At 68.2% G+C, this 17,896-nt stretch carries 16 protein-coding genes and 1 pseudogene; 9 read left to right on the top strand and 8 right to left on the bottom strand.

Annotated features, from left to right (window positions below; all coding sequences use genetic code 11):
- Positions 1-36: 36 nt before the first annotated feature.
- The 3 genes and pseudogenes from OG978_RS46210 (at position 37) to OG978_RS46200 (ending at position 2,720) form a co-directional block, all read left to right on the top strand.
- Positions 37-1,482, top strand: coding sequence for an MFS transporter (locus OG978_RS46210; RefSeq protein ID WP_326771017.1), 1,446 nt, complete (start codon positions 37-39; stop codon positions 1,480-1,482).
- Positions 1,483-1,781: 299 nt separating this feature from the next.
- A pseudogene (locus tag OG978_RS46205) lies at positions 1,782-1,871 on the top strand (hypothetical protein); the annotation flags it as partial.
- A gap of 90 nt (positions 1,872-1,961) precedes the next feature.
- A complete protein-coding gene (locus tag OG978_RS46200) occupies positions 1,962-2,720 on the top strand; it encodes an IS6 family transposase (RefSeq protein WP_326771087.1) in 759 nt (252 codons plus the stop codon).
- A 521-nt stretch (positions 2,721-3,241) separates the two neighbouring features.
- Here OG978_RS46200 and OG978_RS48760 read toward each other — a convergent pair.
- Positions 3,242-4,319, bottom strand: a protein-coding gene (locus OG978_RS48760; RefSeq protein ID WP_442817902.1) for an IS630 family transposase whose coding sequence is annotated in 2 segments (ribosomal slippage) — positions 3,242-3,839 and positions 3,838-4,319 — 1,080 coding nt in all. Because the reading frame shifts where the segments join, the coding sequence is not laid out codon by codon here.
- A 582-nt stretch (positions 4,320-4,901) separates the two neighbouring features.
- Here OG978_RS48760 and OG978_RS46185 point away from each other — a divergent pair.
- Positions 4,902-8,681, top strand: a complete 3,780-nt coding sequence (locus tag OG978_RS46185) for a DNRLRE domain-containing protein (RefSeq protein WP_442817901.1) — start codon at positions 4,902-4,904, stop codon at positions 8,679-8,681.
- Between the two features lie 57 nt (positions 8,682-8,738).
- Here the strand turns inward: OG978_RS46185 and OG978_RS46180 are convergent, their stop codons facing one another.
- The 3 genes from OG978_RS46180 to OG978_RS46170 form a co-directional block, all read right to left on the bottom strand.
- Positions 8,739-9,389 carry a hypothetical protein gene (locus tag OG978_RS46180; RefSeq protein WP_326771014.1) on the bottom strand — a complete coding sequence of 217 codons (651 nt, stop codon included), beginning with the start codon at positions 9,387-9,389 and terminating at the stop codon, positions 8,739-8,741.
- Between the two features lie 74 nt (positions 9,390-9,463).
- Positions 9,464-9,613, bottom strand: a complete 150-nt coding sequence (locus OG978_RS46175; protein WP_326771013.1) for a hypothetical protein — start codon at positions 9,611-9,613, stop codon at positions 9,464-9,466.
- A 742-nt stretch (positions 9,614-10,355) separates the two neighbouring features.
- The gene (locus OG978_RS46170; RefSeq protein ID WP_326771097.1) at positions 10,356-10,583 is read right to left on the bottom strand and encodes a hypothetical protein; all 228 of its coding nucleotides are present in this window, start codon (positions 10,581-10,583) and stop codon (positions 10,356-10,358) included.
- 245 nt (positions 10,584-10,828) lie between these two features.
- Here OG978_RS46170 and OG978_RS46165 point away from each other — a divergent pair, with 245 nt between their 5' ends.
- Positions 10,829-12,178 (top strand): IS630 family transposase, encoded by a 1,350-nt coding sequence (locus OG978_RS46165; protein ID WP_326771012.1) that lies wholly within the window; start codon positions 10,829-10,831, stop codon positions 12,176-12,178.
- A gap of 38 nt (positions 12,179-12,216) precedes the next feature.
- Here OG978_RS46165 and OG978_RS46160 read toward each other — a convergent pair whose 3' ends face one another.
- A complete protein-coding gene (locus tag OG978_RS46160; protein ID WP_326771011.1) occupies positions 12,217-12,597 on the bottom strand; it encodes a hypothetical protein in 381 nt (126 codons plus the stop codon).
- A 210-nt stretch (positions 12,598-12,807) separates the two neighbouring features.
- Positions 12,808-12,987: a hypothetical protein gene (locus tag OG978_RS46155; RefSeq protein WP_326771010.1), complete on the bottom strand. Its 180-nt coding sequence runs from the start codon at positions 12,985-12,987 to the stop codon at positions 12,808-12,810.
- Between the two features lie 473 nt (positions 12,988-13,460).
- Here OG978_RS46155 and OG978_RS46150 point away from each other — a divergent pair, with 473 nt between their 5' ends.
- A complete protein-coding gene (locus OG978_RS46150; RefSeq protein WP_326771009.1) occupies positions 13,461-14,093 on the top strand; it encodes an SMI1/KNR4 family protein in 633 nt (210 codons plus the stop codon).
- Between the two features lie 569 nt (positions 14,094-14,662).
- Here OG978_RS46150 and OG978_RS46145 read toward each other — a convergent pair.
- Together OG978_RS46145 and OG978_RS46140 are read right to left on the bottom strand one after the other, a co-directional pair.
- Positions 14,663-15,760, bottom strand: a complete 1,098-nt coding sequence (locus OG978_RS46145) for an integrase core domain-containing protein (protein ID WP_326763383.1) — start codon at positions 15,758-15,760, stop codon at positions 14,663-14,665.
- Between the two features lie 111 nt (positions 15,761-15,871).
- Positions 15,872-16,399, bottom strand: a complete 528-nt coding sequence (locus tag OG978_RS46140) for a hypothetical protein (protein WP_326771008.1) — start codon at positions 16,397-16,399, stop codon at positions 15,872-15,874.
- Between the two features lie 130 nt (positions 16,400-16,529).
- On the opposite strand from OG978_RS46140, the gene OG978_RS46135 reads away from it, so the two are divergent.
- The 3 genes from OG978_RS46135 (at position 16,530) to OG978_RS46125 (ending at position 17,654) form a co-directional block, all read left to right on the top strand.
- Entirely contained in the window at positions 16,530-16,793 is a 264-nt protein-coding gene (locus OG978_RS46135) for a hypothetical protein (RefSeq protein ID WP_326771007.1), read from the top strand.
- On the top strand, positions 16,790-17,155 hold the full coding sequence (locus OG978_RS46130) for a hypothetical protein (RefSeq protein WP_326771006.1): 366 nt from the start codon (positions 16,790-16,792) through the stop codon (positions 17,153-17,155). The genes OG978_RS46135 and OG978_RS46130 overlap by 4 nt, the downstream gene beginning before the upstream one ends.
- A gap of 217 nt (positions 17,156-17,372) precedes the next feature.
- Positions 17,373-17,654, top strand: a complete 282-nt coding sequence (locus OG978_RS46125; protein ID WP_326771005.1) for a hypothetical protein — start codon at positions 17,373-17,375, stop codon at positions 17,652-17,654.
- Positions 17,655-17,896 lie beyond the last annotated feature (242 nt).

Here is a 17,896-nt window from a genome sequence, read left to right as displayed (position 1 = left end):
TGGTACCAGGATGACGGTGGGCGCAGGGTCGTGGTCATGACCACACAGACCGTTCCCACCGCGCACACTGTGGCGCCGCACCCGGCGCGCGCCCTCACCGGCGCCGGCCTCGCCGTCCTGCTCGTCGCCTACCTGCCCGTGAACATGACGTTCGGGTCGGTCAACCTGCTCGAACCCGCGATCACCGATGACCTCGGCGTGACCGTGTCGGGCGGACAGCTCGTGCTGTCCGCGTACACCACGGCGTTCGCCGCGACCCTCGTCGTCGCGGGGCGCCTGGGCGACCGGTTCGGACGGCGCCGGCTGCTCGCGGCCGGCGTCGGCGCGTTCGGCGTGGCCTCCGTCCTCGCCGCACTCGCACCGAACCTGGTCACACTCGTCGCGCTGCGCGCCGTACTGGGCATCGCCGCGGGCCTGTTCACCCCGCAGGTCCTGTCCACCATCCAGTCCACGGCACCCGAGAAGCTGCGGGCGCTGGGCGTCACACTGTTCGCCGCCGTCAGCGGCATCGCGACCGTCACCGGACAGCTCCTCGCGGGCGCCGTGGCCCAGGCCGCCGGTGACCACTGGGGCTGGCGGCTCGTCCAGATTCTCACCGGGACGATAGGAGCGGCCGCGCTGTTCGCCCTGCGCACCGTGCCCGAGTCGCGCTCGACGGCACCGCTCGCGCTCGATCTGCGCGGGGCCGCGCTCCTCGGCACGGGCCTGCTCCTCGTCGTGGTGCCCCTGACGCTCGGCACCTCCGCGGGCGGTCCTGCCCCGGTGCTCGCGATGCTGGCCGCAGGCGGTGCGGTGCTCGCCGTCTTCGCCCGCTCGCAACGCGCCGCGGAACGCCGCGACGAACTGCCCGTCGTACCGCCGAGCTTGCTGCGCACCCCGGCCGTACGCCAGGGCCTGATCATGACGCTGCTGTTCTTCACCGGTTACGGGGCCTTCCTGTACGAGTTCTCGGCACTCTCCCAGGGCGCGTTCGGCGTGGACGCCTGGGGCACCGTCGTGCTGCTGCTCGGGTTCGGCGCGGCGTTCGTCGTCACCGCCCTCGCCCTGCCGGCCGTGGAACGCCGCACCGGACGCTGGACGATGACGGGTGCGGCCATCGGGCAAGCGGCTGTGCTCCTGAGCCTCGCCCTCACCGTGAACGGCACCCACGGTGGGTCCCCATCGGCCCTGCAGCCGCTCCTGATCGTGCTCGGTGTCACTCAGGCCCTGATGTACGGGCCGGTCCTCCGCACGGTCCTGTCCCGCACACCGACGTGGGCGGCGGGTGTCGCCGGTGGGCTCTTCACCACGTTGCAGCAGCTCGGTCTCGGCCTGGGCGTGGCGCTCCTGGGAGGCGTCTTCCACGCCGCGGCCGCCGCAACGGCGGGCGGTCCCGCCGCCGGACTGCCCCACGGTTTCGCCGTCGCCGTGACCGTGCAGGCCGCCCTGGCACTGGCATTCGCCTTCCTGGCCGCTCGTATCGCACCGGCCGGGGCGGCCTGACGCATGTGGATGTGCAGGTGTTCTTCGCGGCCTGGGTGTCTCATGAGCCCTGGTCGTCGGGTCGGACTTCGTGTGATCAACGACGCGACACCCCCGACGGTACGAACACCAGAGACGAGAACGCGGACTCACCACAGGCGTGCGGGTGAGCGGGGCGGCGGCGGGGTGCTGCGGTTCAGCGAGGAACGCGACCCCGGGGCGGCGGCGCAGTTCGTGCGGCTGCGGGTCATCGACCCGGAAGGCGCCTACTGGCGGCGCGGGATCGAGGCGGCCGGACGGTGCGCGAGACCGGGAACACCATGCTGCGGGTGCCGTACACGGCCGTCACCCCGGAGGACTGGGGCGGGGTCGGCGGGTATCCGCTCGGACAGTGGATCGCCGACCAACGCCGCACCTACGCGGCCGGGACGCTGGAGGCCAGGCGCGTCGCCGAGCTGGAGCAGCTCGGGAGGCACTGTCACGTTGGCTGGCCGGGTGGGATGATCTTCTGGTTGGTCGTGCCGGGGAGGGATTCGTTCGTGTCGTCCGCGTCGCCGTCGTACAAGGGCCACCGGTACCCGGTGGAGGTGATCGCGCACGCGGTATGGCTGTACTTCCGCTTCCCGCTGTCCTTCCGCGAGGTCGAGGAGCTGATGCTCGAGCGCGGCGTCAGCGTCTCCTACGAGACCATCCGCCGCTGGTCCGCCAAGTTCGGCCAGGCCTACGCGGACGGACTGCGCCGCCGTCGGCCACGGCCCGGGGACAAGTGGCACCTGGACGAGGTCTTCGTGAAGATCAACGGAGAGCAGAAGTACCTGTGGCGGGCCGTCGACCAGGACGGCAACGTGCTCGACATCCTCCTGCAGAGCCGCCGGGACAAGGCCGCGGCAGGACGCTTCTTCCGCCGCCTGATGAAGAAGACCCGTACGGTGCCGCGGGTGGTCGTCACCGACAAGCTCCGTTCCTACGGCGCGGCGCACCGCGAGGTCATGCCCTCGGGGGAACACCGATCCCACAAGGGCCTGAACAACCGGGCGGAGAACTCCCACCAGCCCACGCGGCAGCGCGAACGCGCCATGAAGGGATTCCGCTCCGTCGGCGGGGCCCAGCGGTTCCTGTCCGCGTTCAGCGGCATCTCACCCCACTTCCGCCCTCACCGCCACCTGATGACAGCCTCCGACCACCGAGCCGAGATGACCGTCCGCTTCGCGATCTGGGACCAGATCACCCAAGCTGCCGGCCGGCCCACCACGGCCTGACCACAGGCCCGGACCGCGGGCCCCACCAGGCCACGACGCACCGTCAAACACCGACATACTCAACAACTTGACAGCGCCCTTCATGAAGATCGGGGTCAGCAGCCTCCTGTACGGACATCCGCAGTTGATCCCCATCGCGCGGAACGTCGGCGGGGGTTGCCTCGTACTGGACCACCGTCCCGAGATCGACCGGGGGCGCGTCCACGAAGCCGAGGCCGCGGAAGGCCTTATGCGCGGATCACACGAGATGTGGACGTCCCTGCCGCTGCTCATGGAGGCGATCGCCACGTCTCTCGAGCAACCAGCCCCTCAACGACTACACGCCGGTAGTGGACGAGGAGCAGAGGCTGGACTGGAACTTCATACCGCTGCGCAGTGACCGGACCTTGCATCGGTCATGACACAGCAGCGGATAGTGAGGTCGGTGGAGCTGCTTCGGGGCGAGCGATCACGGCCCCGTAACTTTCCGGCGAGTCGGGCAGTCTGTGGACTGCCCGTTACCTGACTTCGGCATATCTGGGTCAGTTCGGTCTGTCGAGAGCGAGGCCGGTTCCGGCGAGGAATCCGCCGAGGATGGTGTGCCGGTACTGCAGCGCCTTGAGTCGCCTGCGGAGCACAGTCTCCAGCTCGCTGAGGGCGCGTGCGGCCAGGTTGGCCAGGCTCCGCTTGATGTGCGCCCACAGGCCCTCGACCGGGTTGAGCTCGGGTGCGTATCCGGGCAGCAGGACCACCGTCAGCCAGTCCCGCTCGGCAACGAGTGCCTTCATCGTCTTGGAGGTGTGGGTGCTCAGCCGGTCCCACACCACGATCAGCGGGGCCTTGAGCAGTTGGTGGGCGCCGTCGAGCAGGCGGATGTAGTCCGTCTCGCCGAGCGAGCGGCGCTCGCCCTTGCGGCCGGTGCGCCGCCGCAGCCCGTAGCACAGGCGGGCGGGCAGCCCGGGCCGGTAGCACAGCAGCCCGGCCACTGAGAGCCGTCCCCGGCTGCGGCCGGGGCCGGGCACCTTGATCCTGGGGGTGATGCCGCGTCGGCCCCAGGTGCGGCCCTTGGGCGGCCGGCCGGTCACGCCCGCTTCGTCCTCGAAGCAGATGAACGCCCCGGTCGCCGCCCGGAGGATTTTACCTCCTGCAGGTCACCTCCCGCCATGCGGTGATCGCGTCCTCGTCGCGTTCGGCGGCGGGCCGGGCGGGCATCTGCACGCTGTAGCCCATGCGGTGCGGCAGCCGAGTGACCCCGGAGACGCTGTAGGAGAGGTGGAACTTCCGCCCAATCAGCGTGCGTACCCGGGCGGCGGTCCACACCTGGTCATCCGCCCAGCCGTGCGCGGCCGGCCCCTCCTCCAGCCACATCCCGAGCTTGGCCTGCAAGTGTGGGCCGAGGTGGCAGTCGTAGCCGAAGGGGCCCTTGGAACGCAGCGCCTCGCGTCCGCCCGTCCTCCAGCTACGGCGCCACTGGTAGACCGACTTCTCACTCACCCGTAACTCCCGGGCGATGCACGGGACTTCCCCGTCCTCCTCGAAGAGGTCAACGGCCCGCATCCGCACCTCTTCCCGGCGCCTGCGCTGCTCGGCGGTCAGCCCGCCCCCATCCGGATACCGCATGCCTCCGGCGTACCAGCCCGGACGGACCGCGTCCCCCTCCCGACACAAATCCAGACCCCAAGACGCCGAAGTCAGTAGGCCCCTGAGCTGTCTACGGCCAGGTGGCGTGTAGCACTGCGTGACTCCGCCTGCACCGGGTGGTCGCCCGCATCTCTCCTCGGCGTCGAAGGCCCGGACGCTTGTTTCCAGCCAGAATTCACCACTCGGCACGACGACTTGAGAACCGCCTGAGGCTTTGTCGTCGGTTCGTCCGAGATCCACGGTTTACTCGCGGAATATCCGCGGATCGTTCGCGGAATGTCCGCGAATCGGTGACTGGCGAGTAGCCGCGTACTCCCCTCGCCCTGCGCCAGTGTGTGACTAATCCGATGTTTGAGGCGCCTCACCCCTGCAAGATCAACTCCATCACGGCCTGCACAATCCGAAGCCCTCCGTACGACCGGAACCGGACTACTGCCCTCCGCTTGGCGTGCATACCGTCATCCGTCTGTGCGCTTCGCACAGACGATCGAATTCCCAAGAGGAAGGCATCACTTCGTGTCTCTTGACACACAGTTCTCCGGGCCGAAACGGGGCAGACGGATGTCCCGTAGGGCGGCGGCAGCAGCGCTGCTGCTGGTCGCCGAGGCCGCTTTCGTCGCCGGCGGTACGGCCGTCGCGGCAACCCCCGAGCCGAAGTCGGCCCCGACGAAGGCCCAGCAGCCGTCCGAGGGCGAGATCCTCGCCTCCGACATGGCCTGGGCCGCCGCACATGCCAAGGGCTCCAAGGCGTGGGCGATCCTGGAGGCGAAGAAGACCGGTAAGAAGGTCGTCGTCACCGACGAGACGACCGAGACGACGTACACCGTCGCCAACCCCGACGGCACCCTGACCACGGAGCTCACCTCCGGTCCCGAACGCGTCTGGCGCGGCGGGAAGTGGCAGCAGGTCGACGTCACCCTTGCCCGCGCGGCCGACGGCTCCGTGGGCGCGAAGAACCACCCCAAGGGCCTGCGCCTGGCCGGCAAGGGCGGCACCAAAGCCGCCTCCATGCGTGCCGCGAAGGACGCCGCGCCCCGCGACCTGGTCACCCTCGGCCAAGGCGACGAGAGCGTGACGCTGCAGTGGAAGGGCGGTCTTCCGGAGCCCGTGCTGGAGGGTACGCGCGCCCGCTACAAGAACGCGGTGCCCGGGGCGGATGTCATCGTGGAGGCGACCCGCACCGGCTTCGAGCAGTTCGTCGAGATCGCGGAGCGGCCGAGTGCCAGCGGCTACGCCTACACCCTCCCGGTCAAGGCCAAGGGCCTCAAGGCCAAGGCGAACAGAGACGGTTCGGTCACCTTCACCGACGTGAAGACCAATGCCGTGCGGGCCACGATGCCCGCCCCGGTCATGTGGGACGCGGCCGTCGACAAGACCTCCGGGGAGCACACCAACAGGGTCCGCGTCGACATGCAGGTCGTCGACAAGGGCGCCGGTGAGGTCGACCTGGTCGTCACGCCGGATGCCGACTACCTGGCCGACCCTGATACGCAGTACCCGGTCACCGTCGACCCGTCCACCTCCGCACTGTCGAACACCTTCGACACCTACGTGCAGCAGGGCGAGACCGTCGACTGGTCCACCGACACCGAACTCGACCTCGGCAACCCCGGCACCAAGAACGCCGACGGCACCCCGCGCACCGCACGCTCGTTCATCACCTGGAACACCACGCCGATCCAGGACGCGCTGATCGTCGACACCAACCTGGCGCTGTGGAACTTCCACTCCGGCAACACCGACTGCAGCGCCCAGTCCTGGACCGTCTGGGACACCAGCGCCCCCTCCACGTCCTCGCGGTGGACGTCGCAGCCCACCTGGAAGCAGGAGTACCACTCCTCCACGCAGACCAAGGGCAACCCGGACTGCGCCGCCACCCAGCCCGACGGGTGGATCAACGCCGACGTCGACACGCTCGTCCAGTCCTGGGCGTCCGCCAAGGCAACCAGCGGCCACATGGGTCTGCGCGCCGCCACCGACGACACCAAGGCGTGGAAGCGGGTCAACTCCGCGAACAATGCGGCCAACCAGCCCAAGCTGTCCGTCACCTACAACTACCGCCCCTCCGACGGCACGAACCGGCAGGCCGGCGCGCCCTTCCGGTCGTACGCGGGCGTGTGGGCGGTGAACACCACCACCCCGACCCTGCGTGACACCTTCACCGACCCGGACGGCGACACCGTCAACGGCACCTTCCAGGTCTACGACGCCGCCACCAACACGCCGATCACCACCCCTGCCGGCGAGGGCCTGATCGTGTCCGCCTTCGTCGCCTCGGGCAAGCCGGCCTCCGTCACCGTCCCGGCCGGACAGCTCCAGGACGGCAAGACGTACAAGTTCCGCACGAACGCGTACGACGGCACGCACTACAACCTCAGCTGGTCCCCCTGGACCCAGTTCGTCGTCGACACCACCGCCCCTGATGTGCCGCAGAGCGTCACCTCGGCCACCTACCCGGAGAACTGGGGCGGCGGCGGCGCCGGAATCGAGGGCCTCTTCGACGTCACGACCGGCGACCCGTCTCCGTATGAGGTGCAGTACCGCTTCGACCCGTACGAGGACGACGCCGAGGACTACGGCTGGGCATCGGTACGCACCACCACGCCGGCCTTGTCCGGCAAGGCCGTAGCGCCCGAAGCCTCCTACACCGCAACGCCGGCCGCTGACGGCAACCACGTGACGCAGACGCGCAGCGTGGACCGGGCGGGCAACGTGGGCCCGATCAAGGACTACGGGTTCACCGCTGGGAACCGGGACTACAACCGCGCTCGGCTGATCGACATCAAGCTGCCGCAGCCGGACCTGAACTCCGACGTCGCGGCGTACTTCAACGACCCGCAGCGTATTGCTGACTGGAAGCAGGGCAGCTCGTCGCGCACCGTGAGCAAGGGCGGTGAGACGGTCACCATCCTGCCGAAGGATGAGCGGTCGCTGGAAGGAACCCGTAAGGCCGCGAAGGAACTGGCCGAGCAGAACAAGACGCGGGCCGGTTCCTACCCCGATCCGGTCGTCACCGGCTCCTGGTGCCAGCCGTCGCTGTACGGGGAGGCTCAGAAGTCGCTGATCACCCGTAACGAAGCCTGTGTCTTCTATGACCTGAACTACACGAAGGAGTACTACCTCAACGGCATCAAGATCGAAGAACACCACGCCAAGTTCGAGATCGCCTTCCAGGTCAAGACCGACCGGCACGACGGGACGATCAAGACGTGGATCCAGATGAACCCGGTTCACAACGACTTCCCCGGGCATGACAGGTCCGTACTGTTCGGCGACGGCAACCCCATCGCTCACATCGACTCGATGTGCTTCAGCGGTGCCTGCGAAGGTGCCACTGACGGCAGGGATGTGAGGAACTTCGACTTTTACGGCGACCTCAGCTGGAAGGGTGGCGGCGACGGCACACCGGTCGACTCCCACATGGCCACCGGTACCGCCACGCACAAGTGGGACGGGTCCACCGACGGCGTCGGCCCCTCCGACGCCGGCTTGTCCAGGAAGCTGCCGGTCTGGTTCATCTTCAACCCGGAGAGCGAGTACGAGCCGGTCGAGGGCAAGGACGACGAAACTGACAGCGGCGATGGCCGCTCACCCGGCATCGATGTGCGCTGCGACAAGGTCGATTCCTACGGCGTGCCGGGATGTGTGCTGACGCAGTACGTTCCCGAGTACCAGATGGATGCTGCCCGCTACCCGGCCGCTGCGGCTCACCTGTGGATGGTTCAGAGCAAGTCCGGGATCAAGGGCCTCGGGACCATCGACAAGCCACTGCACTACCGTCCCGACGCGGACAACGGCCGTGTGGACTCCACGTGGACGAAGAAGAAGATCCGTAGCCGGGTCTGCGGCTACTACGGCGGCAACCGAGCGGACGGGTACGTTCCCACCAAGGGATTCGTGCCTCATCCGAAGACGTTCCTACACCCGGAGTTCCGTCCGCAGGTCCCCCTTCCGACACCGGACAAGGTGAACTGTGATGAGGTGCCGTTCGCCTCGACGTACGAGTCTGTCGGCCTGCCCGCTTCCGCGGGCGGGTTGAACCCGGCCGGCACGGCCGGGGGTGGCGAGTGCATCCAGACCGTAGCGGCGAAGGCCGACGACGGCAGTGAACACCTCCTTGATGACACCCGCTACGACGCGCCGACGTTCAGCGAGAAGTGCGGCCGTTCCTCGATGTCGGGGTTCGTCAACCAGGGCGCGATGAACAAGTACGGCAACGAGTTCCTGGCGCAGATGCGGGTCATCGACGACGACGAGTTCGCCGTCAATCCCGGTCAGCTGTGGTTCAAGGACTGCAACACCGGTGCGGTGAACCTCATCTGCGAGATGAAGAAGCCGTAGCCACTGCACGTCTGCCCGGAGGTCCGTCAGCCAGGCGGGCCCCCGGGCGGGGCGTGGTCAGTGGACGGGGCGCCAGTGCTCCAGCGCATCGTCCAGGAGCGGGCTGCCGGGGTCATCCCAGACCAGGCAGCCCCACACCAGGCCGGGCACATCTGGCCCCATGGCATCCGCCGGCCCTTCGGTGAGCGTGCGGTGCACAGCTTCGAGATAGGCGGCGATCGACGGATAGCCGGGCTTGTCGCAGGCCAGGTTGTCCGGCAGCGACCAGTTTCCGACGCCATCCGCGCCCACGTAGTGCCCGGACTCGGGGCCTGTTTCGTCGCCGGTCAGCCACGGAACCACCGCGGCGCCCCACCCGTCGCTGCGGCCGATCTCGGGCAGCCGCGGACCGAGCGCATCCGCCGGGCCGAGCAGGATCCCGCCAGGCAAGAACGCCCCCGACCCGACCTCGCCCTCTTCCTCATTAGCCTCGATGTACTGGTGCTCCACACCGCCACACAGCCGCCACAGCGCGCCCAGCTCCACGGGCAGCCCGAACCCGAGGTGCTGCCTCAGCTGGGAGTCGGCGGCGGCTATCTCTTCGTCCGTCGCGGGCGGCAGGAGGGAGGCGTACGAGGTGGGGGCATGCTGCTCCAGCCACGCCACGATGCGGCCCCACGCCGCCTCGACCTGGGCCGCCTGGCCTTCTACATTCAGTTGATCGCTCATCCCGCCAACCTAACCGGCGGGCAGAAAGGGGATCTCTGTGAGGAGCATCATGCTCGCCATCAGCGCCGCCACCATCAGCTTGTAGACGGGGACGCCTTGGGGTCCTCGGCCTGGGTGGTGGCGGTGCCGGAAAACGAGCGCCGGTCGGTCGCATTGGGTGGAACGGTCGGCAGGCCGTAGGTGACGATCTGCTCGGGGGTCACCGCGACTCGCTCGAACTCCACCGGCGGCCGCGGCCTCCGCAAACGCGATCACGTCCTCGGCGAGCGAGTTGAACAGATGCTCACCACTCGGGTCGTGGTCACCAAGGTGGAGTACAAGGGTTTTCCGGCCCCCTTCCACCACTCGCACGGCCGCTTCGTGCTTGCCGGCCAGGCCGTCGAACCCGCCTCCGGAGAAGCAGGCGATGCCAAACTCCTCACCGATTCACACCAGTTGAGGAACCATGCCAGCATCGAGGGCGCCGTGAACCGCATCAAGAAGATCAAGAGGCAGCTCTACGGGCGAGCCGGATTCGAACTACTCCGCAACGAACGCTGCCCGCACTCGGTCCAGTGCGCCTTCGCGTGCGATCGTTCCGTCGCGGTCCAGTCCTCGTTCATCCATGCGGCTACTGTGCCTTGTGCTGTTACGTGCTGCCGAGCGGATTTCCGAGACGGTGTGGCGTCCGTGAATCGCACTGCCCACGCATCCGCCAGCGAGAGGTGTAACACCGGCCCTCCAGGATCGATCGACGCGACCTTGCCGTCCTCGTTCGTTCCCCAACCCGCGGGTGGGGCGCTGCTGCGGCATGCGTGGTTTCACGCGAAACCGGGTCTCGCAATCGAACACCACGGTCACCCTCCGCAACCACTCCCCAAGATCTGTGCCAGAACCACGACTCGTGAACAAAGCCAAACTGGCCCAGCCGGGAAAGAAGCAGATCTCAGCCGATTCCCTGAAAGGCAAACGCAGCTCTGGTCATTGTCAGGCCGGATGGTGGGGCTGTTCCTCGTCGGCGTGGCCACCGGTTCCGAGGGTCCGCCGCGGGGACGGGGGCGCAGCCGGGCTCGTGCCGAGCACGCCTCGGGCTCGCAGTTCGTCGAGGTCGGACAGGCCCTCTCCGGGGAGAGCGTCGAGCAGGTCGGCCTGGGCGGCGCGGATGCTGGGCGCGGGAGCCTGAGGGCCTGCGCCAAGGGAACGGCGGACGGTCACGCCGGTCATCGCACGGGCAGCACATCGCCGATCGCCCCGGCTGCCGGGGCTCCCGTGCAACGGGGTGTCGGTGCGGCGGCCGGGATCGTGGTCCAGGAGCAGCGTGTTGGCTCTGGCCTGCGGTGGTCGGGTCTTTGGTCGGCCTACGTCGGCCCGTGGTCGGGCCCATGGTCGGGGCGGGCCCGACCACGAACCGCTAGTGTGATGCGCCAGAAAAGGCAGTCTTAAGTCTGTAGGCTGTTTTTATGTCGCATCGAGGCCCTCGTGCTGTCGAAGTCGTGCTGTCCGCTGAGGAGCGTGCGGAGTTGCTGCGCTGGGCGGGTGGCGGGGTGCCGGCCCGTGTGGCGGAGCGGGCGCGGATCATCCTGGCCTGTGCGGACGGGGCGTCAAGTACCGCTGTGGCGGCGGACTGTGGGGTGTCCGTGGAGACGGTGCGCAAGTGGCGTTCGCGGTTCGTGGCCCGGCGGCTGGCGGGCTTGGTGGATGAGCCGCGGCCGGGCCGGCGCAAGCCGGACCTGGTGCTCAGCGAAGCCGAGCGTGCGGAGCTGACGCGCTGGGCGCGGCGGGCGAAGACCGCGCAGTTCCTGGCACTGCGCGCGAAGATCGTGCTGCGGTGTGCGGAGGGCGGGACGAACAAGGAGGTCGCGGCCGAACTCGGCATCGCCCACGCGACGGTGAACCGCTGGCGCTCCAGGTTCATCACCCTGCGTCTGGACGGACTGACGGACGAGCCCCGCCCCGGCAGGCCGCCCTCGGTCCTGCTCGACCAGGTCGAGGACGTACTCGTGGCGACTCTGGAGTCCGTCCCGGGCAAGGACACGCACTGGTCGCGTGCCTCGATGGCGAAGCACAGCGGGCTGTCGAAATCGACCGTCGGGCGGATCTGGAAGAAGTTCGACCTCAAGCCCCACCTGCAGGACTCCTTCAGACTGTCCACCGACCCGCAGTTCGTCGCCAAGGTCGTCGACGTCGTCGGCCTCTACCACCAGCCGCCGGAGAAGGCGGTGGTTCTCTGCGTCGATGGAAAGAGCCAGATCCAGGCACTGGACCGCTCGCAGCCGGTACTGCCGATGATGCCGGGCATGCCCGAACGCCGGACCCACGACTACTACCGGCACGGGATCACCAGCCTGTTCGCCGCCTTCAACATCGCCGACGGCACCGTCATATCGGAACTGCACCGCCGCCACCGCGCCATCGAGTTCAAGAAGTTCCTGATCCGGATCGACAAGGCCGTGCCCACCGGACCCGACGTCCACCTGGTCTGTGACAACTACGCCACCCACAACACCGCCGAGATCAAGACGTGGCTGGGAAAACACCCCCGCTTCCACGTCCACTTCACCCCGACCGGCTCTTCCTGGATGAACCAGGTCGAGCGGTGGTTCGGCCTGCTGACCGACAAACTCATCCGCCGCGGCGTCCACACCTCCGTGACAGCCCTGGAGAAGGACATCACCGCCTGGATCGACACCTGGAACGAGAACCCGAAGCCGTTCACCTGGACCAAGACCGCCGACGAGATCCTCAAGTCCCTCGCCGACTACCTCACCAAAATCAGCCCACCCAGCACCGAAAACCAGCGGCAGACTTAAGATCACCTTTTCTGGCGCATCACACTAGGTCTCGGTACTCACCACCCTGGGACCGTGACCCCTGCCGCCGCGAACGGGTCCAGCAGCACCCGGTACTGCTCCTCCGTCAGTTTCGTACGCTTGCAGACAGCGCGCGCGGCGATCGAGCAGGCGGGTTTGATGTCGAAGCAGAGGTGCGGGCGGAAGGCGTCCAGTTCGTGGGTGCGGCGGAGGAGAGCGGTGCGGACGGCACGTTCGATCGCGGAGTTCTCCGACGCGGAGACCCTGGTCGCACGGCTGGCATCGCGGCCGCCCCGGTTCCAGCGGTCAAGGGAGTCCTCGTACAACGCGGCGAGCGCCGCAGGCGGCAGAGCCGTGGACTCCTCAATGAACCGTGCGGTGGCTGCCTCCATGCCCCGTCCCTCCCAGATCTCGGCCAAGGCACCCACTCTACGGCCCGGATCGGACAGCCCACACCACTCCCAGCACACCAACTACCACCCCCGAAACGACACATCGCTTGGGCGGGTCGTCGCACGGCACGGGCCCGGACCTCCGGCGGTTCGGAGGACCGGGCCCGCTTCGTACGCTGAGCGAGGGCATGTGCCGTCGGTCGGGCTCGGTTGGCTAGCGAAGGAAGCGGAGGCCCGCTATGGGCGCTGAGGACGACGTCCGCCCACTATCGTCACGACGAGGAGAGCCACCCCGAGCACGACTGCGGCGATTCCGGTGGCAAGGAAGCCCCCTGAGGACTGCCCCATCCGAGAAACCATGATCAGCAGGACGCCGACGACGACGAGCATGACCATGTGACGGCGATACCGTGCCAACTGAGCCATCATTAGGAGTCGATTCCTTGTGTTCGGGGACGATGCGCCGTGACCGTACCAGCCCGCGGCCAGCCGGACGTCGCCGCGCTCACTGGTCCCACCACCCGCACCGGCATTTGAACGTCGGAGATGGGAGCTCCTGGGGCTTCGCCACGGCGCACCGTGCGGCGTACGTCCCCCCGCGGCTACGAAACCCTGAAACGACACCGATCACCATCCTGCAGCAGGGTGCCGGCGCGGCGGCCGGGACCGTGGTCCAGGAGCAGCGTGATAGCCCTGGCCTGCGGTGGTCGAGCCCGTGGTCGGCCCACGTCGGCCCGTGGCGGGGCGGCATCATCGAAGACCGGAACCGACTCCTACCGTCTCGCCACAACCCGCGCCCGAGCCGGACAGCAAGCCGCTGGCTGACCTCGCTTCATCGGTCGGCAGGGGCCTCGATTCGCCTTGTCAGACGTGTGGGGCAGGATGACGCCATGCCACAGCAGATCTTGCCCCCGTCGGAGTCCTGGCGCCTGATCGACGCCTGGCTGGCCACTCACGTGGCCTCCGATTTCGCACTCCTCAATCCGCCAGCGACACCGGACGAGATCCGAAATGCGGAACGGATCCTCGGCGCCCGACTGCCCGATGATCTCGCTGAATCTCTGCAATGCCACAACGGCGTGAGCGCCTGGACAACCATCCTGCCGGAGCAGTCCCCGCTCGCAGTGAGCGGCATCGTGGACCATTGGCAGACCTGCATGGACGTCGCGGCGGAGAACGAGGGCCTGACCCCTCGCCCCTGGGAAGAGGAGCCTTGGTGGCACCGCCTCTGGGTTCCCTGGGCTGAGAGCGCCGATGGCGCGGCACAGGTCATCGACCAACGTCCTGGTCCTGACACGGGGCGTCTCGGCTGGGCGGGCCACAGCGGTGGCGGTGACTTCACCGAATCCTGGCCCGATCTGGCGAGCCTTCTCCACGCGGTCGCGCAAGCACTTCATGAAGGTGGAGACGTCCGCGGACTACACCCCTACCTCACCACGCAAGGTGGGATCTGGTGGGACGAAGAGGGCTGCGGCGAGCTGAACGGTCACCCGCTGAGGTCCGCACCGATCGGGCTGCCCTAACCACCAGCCAATGCAGACCGCCGCCGAGTCGACGCGACCGCCCGACCGCTCCTACTTCTCACAAACATTTCCGAGGCTTCTGACCCACGGTCGTTCTCACAACGCGTCGACAAACGTTCTTACTCGTGACCTACGCAGCCACAGAGGGGATGCCAGCACCCCGACCACGCCTCTACAGGCATGATGACCTGCACAAACGCCTGGTGCCTCGAAAGACGGGCTCAAGAGATGCCGCAAGGGATCGCGCAGGGGAGGACGCAGGAAATCCCAGGCCCGAGGATCCCGCCGGCCTTTTCGCGCGGGCAGCTGCTCGGCGTCAGCAGCGCCCAGGAGCACACCGGCTCGATCCGCTCGGCGGACAGCAGCCGCGGGCGCAGTGTCGACTCCGCGCTCACTGGTCGTGCTCGTCGCCGGGCCTCGTGCTATCGGCGGTCCCTGGGATTCGCCAATTCTTGGAGGGGGCGTTTTTGATGTTTCGGATTACCTCGTGTGTTTGGCGTCGGCATCCGTACGGGCCAGCGTCGCGTCGAGCGTGGCGTTGCCCTTGCCGAAAACGTCATCCATTGAGGTCATGCGGCATGTCGGTACTCGTGGAGAATGCCGCCGAGGCGATCGCAGCGGTGTATGTCGAGGCGGGCGATCTCGTCCGGATCAGTGATCGGCGTGGGCAATGGATACAGCGGGCGGGCATTCGCGATGCCCTGATGCGGCCGATGGGAGTTGTAGAACTGTTCGAACGCGCGCAAGGCGTGGAGCAGATGCCGCTGATTCCAGATCAACGTGCGGTCCAGCAGCTCGCGCCGGCAGGTCTGCACCCACCTCTCCATAATCGAGTTCGTTCTCGGCATCCGGACGCCGCTGAGCACAACCTCGATGCCCGCATCGGCGAGGATCGCGTCGAACAAGGCGGGGAACTTCCCGTCCCGGTCCCGGATCAAGAACCGCGCCCGGCAGCGTGCGTCCTCCAGGTCCATGACGAGATTCTTCGCGGCCTGCGCCACCCAGGCGGCGGTCGGGTGTGCCGTGGCGCCCAGAATCCGGATCCGCCGACTGCCGTGCTCGATCACTGCGAGCACGTACATCCGTGCCCCGGACAAGGTGACCGTCTCGAAGAAATCGCACGCCAGCAGGGCGTCGGCCTGCGAGCGCAGGAAGCCCGCCCACGTACTTGAGCTCCGTTGGGGTGACGGATCGATCCCGGCCTCCCGCAGGATCTCCCAGACCGTGGAGGGGGCCACCGTCACGCCCAGCACCAGCAGCTCGCCGTGGAGGCGCCGGTAGCCCCACGTGGGATTTTCCCGTGCCAGGCGCAGCACCAGGGCACGGATGGAGCGCACGGTGCGGGGCCGACCCGGGCGCTTCGGCTTGGACTCGGCGGCGTGGCGGCGGGCGACCAGGTCGCGGTGCCAACGTAGCACCGTGTCCGGCCGGACCAGCAGCCGCAGCCTGCGCAGCACGTCCCGCGGCAGCCGGTGCAGCAGCGCCGCCAGGAACGCCCGGTCGCTCGGGCTGAACCGCACCTTCTCCTTACCGAGTTGGCGCTCCAGCACCGACAGTTGGTGGCGCAGGGCGAGGATCTCCACGTCCTTGTCCCGATCGCTCATCGGTAGCAGGCGCAGCATGGCGAACGCGTTCGCCATGCTCAAGTAGGCCAGTCGCAGCAGCACGGTTGGTCATCATGCCGCGTTGATCGATAGCCGCGCGACGGAGCAGACTCGACCGACCGCGCTCGACATCCCGTACACCCCGCACACCAACTCCGACCAGGGCGGATGAGGTTATCGGCAAGCGCAGGGGTCGACGACGTGCTTGAGGAAGCTGCCGACAATCTTGCGGCCTTGGCTCGGAGGATGGATGAGCACGGCTTCCAGCGCGGCCGCGAGGTGGGCGCGGGCGTACTCCGTCGTCGGCTCGTAGAGTTCGCCGAGGGGCCGGATGGACGGGTGCGCACACAGGTGGCGGTCGTCGCGGATCCGTTCCAGCTGCTTTCGCTGGGTGAAGTCGATCAGTTCGAGTTTCTCCGCCGTGTCGAGCAGAGTCTTCTCCAGGGCGAGCATGATCGGAATCGCCACGGTCTCCGCGCTGCCCTGGGCTCGCTCCACATCGGCGACCAGGTCCTTCGCGTCGCTCTCGCCCTCTTCGTGGAGGATCTGGGCCTTGGCAATGAGGTCGGCGCAGACAGCCGTCCACGTCAGGACGATCGCGCCGCGGGCCGATCCGGAGACGTAGCAGCGGTATGCCTCGCTGACGAGGGGGCGCAGGTCCGGATTGAACACGCGGTTCACGCGCTCTTCAAGGTCGATCATGTTGCCCCTCCCAGCATGCCTGTCCCTCTTGCCCCCGGAATGATCCCACCTCCCCCTTCGGGTCCGAGGTCCCGGACCGAACTCTCCTCGTAGCTATGTGCTGGTACCGGCACATAGCTACAGTGCTGGTATGGGAAAGCAGACGAACATCCGGCTGGAAGAAGACGTCAAAGCAGCCGCCGAGGACCGGGCCAGGCGCCGCGGCCTGAGCTTCCAGGGGTACGTGGCCGACCTGATCGAGGCCGATGTGAACCAGTCACGCGCCGCCTTCATGGCGGGCGCTGCGGCGTTCCTAGCCGCGTACACGGACGAGTTCGAGGCGGAAGTCGGCGAGGACCGGTACCCCGGCCTCCCGGACAAAGTGGCGGAGACGGCAACGAGGGACGCCGCGTGAACCTCCGCATCGATCTCGCATGGATCCTGGCCGTGGCGCAGCAGATTCCGGGAGACCCCCAGGTCGTCGACTACGGCGTCCCGGTCGCGGCGGAAGCACGTCACCGGGCGGAGATCCTTGACCACGAGGTCTACCCCGAGCCCCATCACAAGGCTGCGGCGCTGCTGTGCGAGCTGGCCAGGAACCCGAGCCTGGAGATGCGGAACCTGCTGTTCGCGGCCACCGTGACCGCGGCCTACCTGTCGGCGTGCGGCCAGCCGGTGAGCCCTGGCCTGGACACCGTTCTCCCGCTGGCCCGCGCCGCCCGGGATGGGCTCCCGGCGCGGGAAGTCGCCGCTCAGATCAAGACCTGGACGAGCTGATCCTCTCGCCGGGCGGGATCCCTCCGGAGGTCCGGGCCGAGCTGGAAGCGGTGGTGGCGCGCCACGTCCCGACACAGAGTGCCGGGCCGGGGACGGAGTGAGCCTGTAGAGGCTGCGCTGGCTGACGGCCGGTCCTGCGGGGCATGGGGCACGGGTGGCTTCCCGTCGGTGGCCGTGTCCGCGAGCGAAGCGCTTCCCGTACATCGGCACGCGCGGTATGCGGCGGCAGACACGGCATGGAAGGACCGGCTCTACGAGAGCCTCACCGGTTCGCCGAGCAGCAGCCCAGGGCCAGGTCTGCGAGTACGGGGTACGGGAGCGATGTCTCAGCCGCCACGTACTCAAGCTCGGGCTCCCCGAGAACTGGATCGACCTGGCCGCACTCACCCTCGCCGCCCTGACCACGCAGTCGGCCGACACCGCCCCGACCCGCCCTCCCGGCCGCAAGGCCCGGCGCAAGAACCGCAGCACGAAACGACGCACCCCCCGCAACAGGTGACAGGCCCACAGAGGAACCACCCGAACCGGTGTCCTCCGCGACAGTGCCACCGGTGACACCGGGCAGCGGGCCGCCGTGAACAGCGGCCGCGCCGAAGCGCCGTACGAACACTGCGAATGCCCGTGTGATGACGCGGAACAGCCCGTCCGCCGGACCGGCCCGGGGCGCCCGCCCGTACGCAGGTGCCCGGGGGCGCTGGCCGCCGCCGGGTGCGTCGCCACCCAGCCGCACCGAGACGGACG

The sequence above is a fragment of the Streptomyces sp. NBC_01591 genome, from assembly GCF_035918155.1.
In the GTDB taxonomy this organism is placed as follows: Bacteria; Actinomycetota; Actinomycetes; order Streptomycetales; family Streptomycetaceae; genus Streptomyces.
The sequence above is the reverse complement of the archived record's forward strand: the minus strand, read 5'-3'. Positions and strand labels throughout refer to the sequence as shown.